This is a genomic window from Paenibacillus sp. Pae15 (assembly GCF_024519685.1).
Classification (GTDB): domain Bacteria; phylum Bacillota; class Bacilli; order Paenibacillales; family NBRC-103111; genus Paenibacillus_G; species Paenibacillus_G naphthalenovorans.
Genome location: NZ_JALJRM010000062.1, coordinates 1 through 2,989, shown reverse-complemented (window position 1 = coordinate 2,989; position 2,989 = coordinate 1). Strand labels below are relative to the sequence as shown.

Genomic DNA, 2,989 nt, shown 5'->3' with positions numbered 1-2,989 from the left:
AAAGAGAGATTATGCCATCCTTCTTCTTGTTGCGAAGCTGGGCATGCGGGTTAGCGACATCAAAGCTTTAAAACTTTCTGATTTAAACTGGGAAACCAAAACGATAACCATTGTTCAGGAAAAAACGAAGGTCGGAGTGACCTATCCTATACTGCACGATGTGGGTTGGGCACTCATCGATTATCTTCGGCATGCTAGGCCTATATGTGAATCGCCCTATGTGTTTGTTCGTCTGAACGCCCCCTTTGAAGCCTTCGGAGAGAATGCCAATCTTCACAACATAATTACCCAATATATTCGACTTGCTGGTATTACCGTTCCCCGTGGGAAACGGCACGGGCTGCACTCGTTACGACACTCGCTGGCGAGTACCCTTTTAGAGCAAGGAGCGTCTCTTGCAGTGATTTCTGAAATTTTGGGCCATGTGGATTCCAAGTCCACTGCGGTGTATTTGCATACAGATTTGAATGGACTGAAGTCGTGTGCACTCGATCCGGAGGAGGTGTTCCGGAATGCCTGAGCATCATCCGTTTCAGAGTACATTAGCCGTTCCAATTAAAGGCTATATCGCAGAAAAACGGGCGGTAGGACATAAATTCCAAAAGGGAGCCGATCTACTCAAAGGTTTCGACTACTTTGTTTACAGTCGAGGCTTACAGGAGACCAATTTAACGAAGCCGCTGGTCATGGAATGGACGGCTCGCAGGCCCAATGAGACCGCATCCACTCAAGCTGGCAGAATCTCGTTGTTGCGGGGGTTGGCAGTATATATGAATCGCATCGGTTATGCGGCGTATGTGTATCCCAAGGCAATGGTCACTGTCGATCGTTATGCTTACATCCCGTACATTTTTTCAAGTGATGAGCTGAAAAGCATATTTGAGGTATGCGATCAGTATCCCTTCCATGACGGAACCCCCAATCGGCATCTGAACAAAGGCACCTTGTCCATTCGCTACACAAAATTCAATAAAGAACGAATCCTTCCCATGTCGGACAATCTCTCCGAACGGTGCCGGGAGTATGTTAAAACTGTTCGAGTTGTGAACTTGGGAAATCCGTTTTTCTTTCCCTCACCATTTGGCGGTCATTATTCCGAGTCGACTGTTTACAAGCTCTTTAGAGATGTGCTCCGGCAAGCGAATATTTCGCATTTAGGGAGAGGCAAAGGGCCTCGGATTCATGATTTGCGACATACCTTCGCCGTAAATTGCTTGAAGAAATGGGTGCTAGACGGCAGGGATTTGAACAATGCTCTGCCCTACTGATTTTGCACGGACACTGACGCTATTTCTGACCGATTTTCTTCCCGGGCAACGGAACGTCAGCCCCCATACGATCGCATCTTACCGTGACACCTTCAAACAATTTCTCCTATTCATGCAAGAGAAACAGCAGGTAAGGCCGGAGAGAATTTCATTTGCAACCTTAACCGCACCGAGCATTAAGGATTTTTTACAATGGCTCGAAACTTCCAGACAAGTGAGTATTAGCACCCGGAACCAGCGGTTAGCCGCGATTCACAGCTTCTTCCGATTTGCTCAAGCGGAGAATCCGGAAATCTTGTTCGAGAGCCATCTTACGCTGGATCAGTTAGCCTGTTTATTTGAACAGCCCGATACATCGACAAAGAAGGGACGTCGTAACTTGGCCTTGATGGTCGTCTTGTACGACGCTGGGGCAAGGGTGCAGGAATTGATTGATCTGAAGGTTTGTGATGTGAGACTGTTTCATCCCGCAATGATTACCTTGACCGGCAAAGGCAACAAGAAAAGGAACATTCCAATTACGGCCAAAACCCGAAATCTTCTGGAAGGTTACATGACCGAAAACCACCTGCTTGATATGGGGCGCCAACAAAGCCCTCTGTTTTACAACAGCAGATACCAGGCGTTTACAAGACCCTGCATTACCTACATCCTCGGCAAGTACATGAAACAGGCAAAACGCTGCAACAAGGACAAGGTTTTTCCTTAACAATTGCACCCGCACATGCTCAGGCATTCTAAGGCTCTTCATGGAATCTGGTGTTAACCTGATTTACATTCGTGATTTGCTGGAGCACGTGGTGTGACAACAACGGAGATCTATTTGAAATTCGATACGGAGCTTAAAAGAAAGGCCTTGGAATCAGCATATCCCCAAGTGACGAGTCCTGACACTCCCGCTTGGGAAGAAAACATTGACATGCTGCAGTGGTTGCAGAACCTTTGCCGTCCTTGATCGTTATGGAAAGTTTCTCGGTAACGACCGCAGGTCTAGTACGGATTCTTTCGAGGATCTTTCCATAACCAAATTCTTTCGATAATTTCCGACACCGGGAGGGCCCAGCAGAATGAGATTGTAATTCTGCTCCAACCACAACAATTCTCTCAGCTGTTGAAATTGCCGCTTGCTCAGCGAGGGCTGCTCCTCCAGGCGGTATTCATCGAGTGTCTTTAACTCGGGAAAGGATGCCCATTTATATCGCCGGGCCAGTTGTTTTTCTTCCCGGCGCACGATTTCATAGTGAAGCAGCCGCTCAAGGAATTCGCGGCAGGTCCACTGGGCCTGTTCGGCTTCCATCAGACTTTGATCTATGATCTGGGCTGCCTCCGTCAGATTTAAGATGTTCAAGGTTTGTTTCAGTTCTGCGACCGGTTCTTTCATGGTTAGCCTCCTCTCAAGATGCGTTGGTATACCTGGACATCACGAATTTGCGGTTTGGCTTTCCATTTGGCCGGATCCGTTCCTTGCAGCGGCTTTACTTCGTCCGATGTAGCTGGCGCGTCATCAACGATTGTGTTAGAAAAATAACGCACGGCATCCGCAAAGTCTGTCGCACGATACAACCGGTGGGTCATACAATAACGAAGCGCCTGATTCACGACGGTTAAACTTGCTTCTTGCAGGGTCTTCTGGATGAGCTGTAGTTGATCCCGGATGTACCGTGGTTGCCTTTGGCAGATGGCTTCCAAGTAGGCGGCAGCCAGTTGCGTGTCGGAGAACT

Annotated in this window: 3 protein-coding genes and 2 pseudogenes; 3 read left to right on the top strand and 2 right to left on the bottom strand. The window is 48.1% G+C overall.

The window, feature by feature from the left end; translation table 11 throughout:
- From NR121_RS24800 to NR121_RS24790, 3 genes are all read left to right on the top strand, one after another.
- On the top strand, positions 1-520 hold a 520-nt coding region (locus tag NR121_RS24800), incomplete at its 5' end, for a site-specific integrase (protein ID WP_256832131.1).
- Entirely contained in the window at positions 513-1,268 is a 756-nt protein-coding gene (locus NR121_RS24795) for a tyrosine-type recombinase/integrase (protein ID WP_256832130.1), read from the top strand. The genes NR121_RS24800 and NR121_RS24795, both read left to right, overlap by 8 nt.
- On the top strand, positions 1,252-1,977 hold the full coding sequence (locus tag NR121_RS24790; protein ID WP_256832129.1) for a tyrosine-type recombinase/integrase: 726 nt from the start codon (positions 1,252-1,254) through the stop codon (positions 1,975-1,977). The genes NR121_RS24795 and NR121_RS24790 overlap by 17 nt, the downstream gene beginning before the upstream one ends.
- A 333-nt stretch (positions 1,978-2,310) precedes the next feature.
- Here the strand turns inward: NR121_RS24790 and NR121_RS24785 are convergent.
- Both NR121_RS24785 and NR121_RS24780 read right to left on the bottom strand, forming a co-directional pair.
- Positions 2,311-2,649, bottom strand: a pseudogene (locus tag NR121_RS24785) (ATP-binding protein); the annotation flags it as partial.
- Between the two features lie 2 nt (positions 2,650-2,651).
- Positions 2,652-2,989, bottom strand: a pseudogene (locus NR121_RS24780) (IS21 family transposase); the annotation flags it as partial.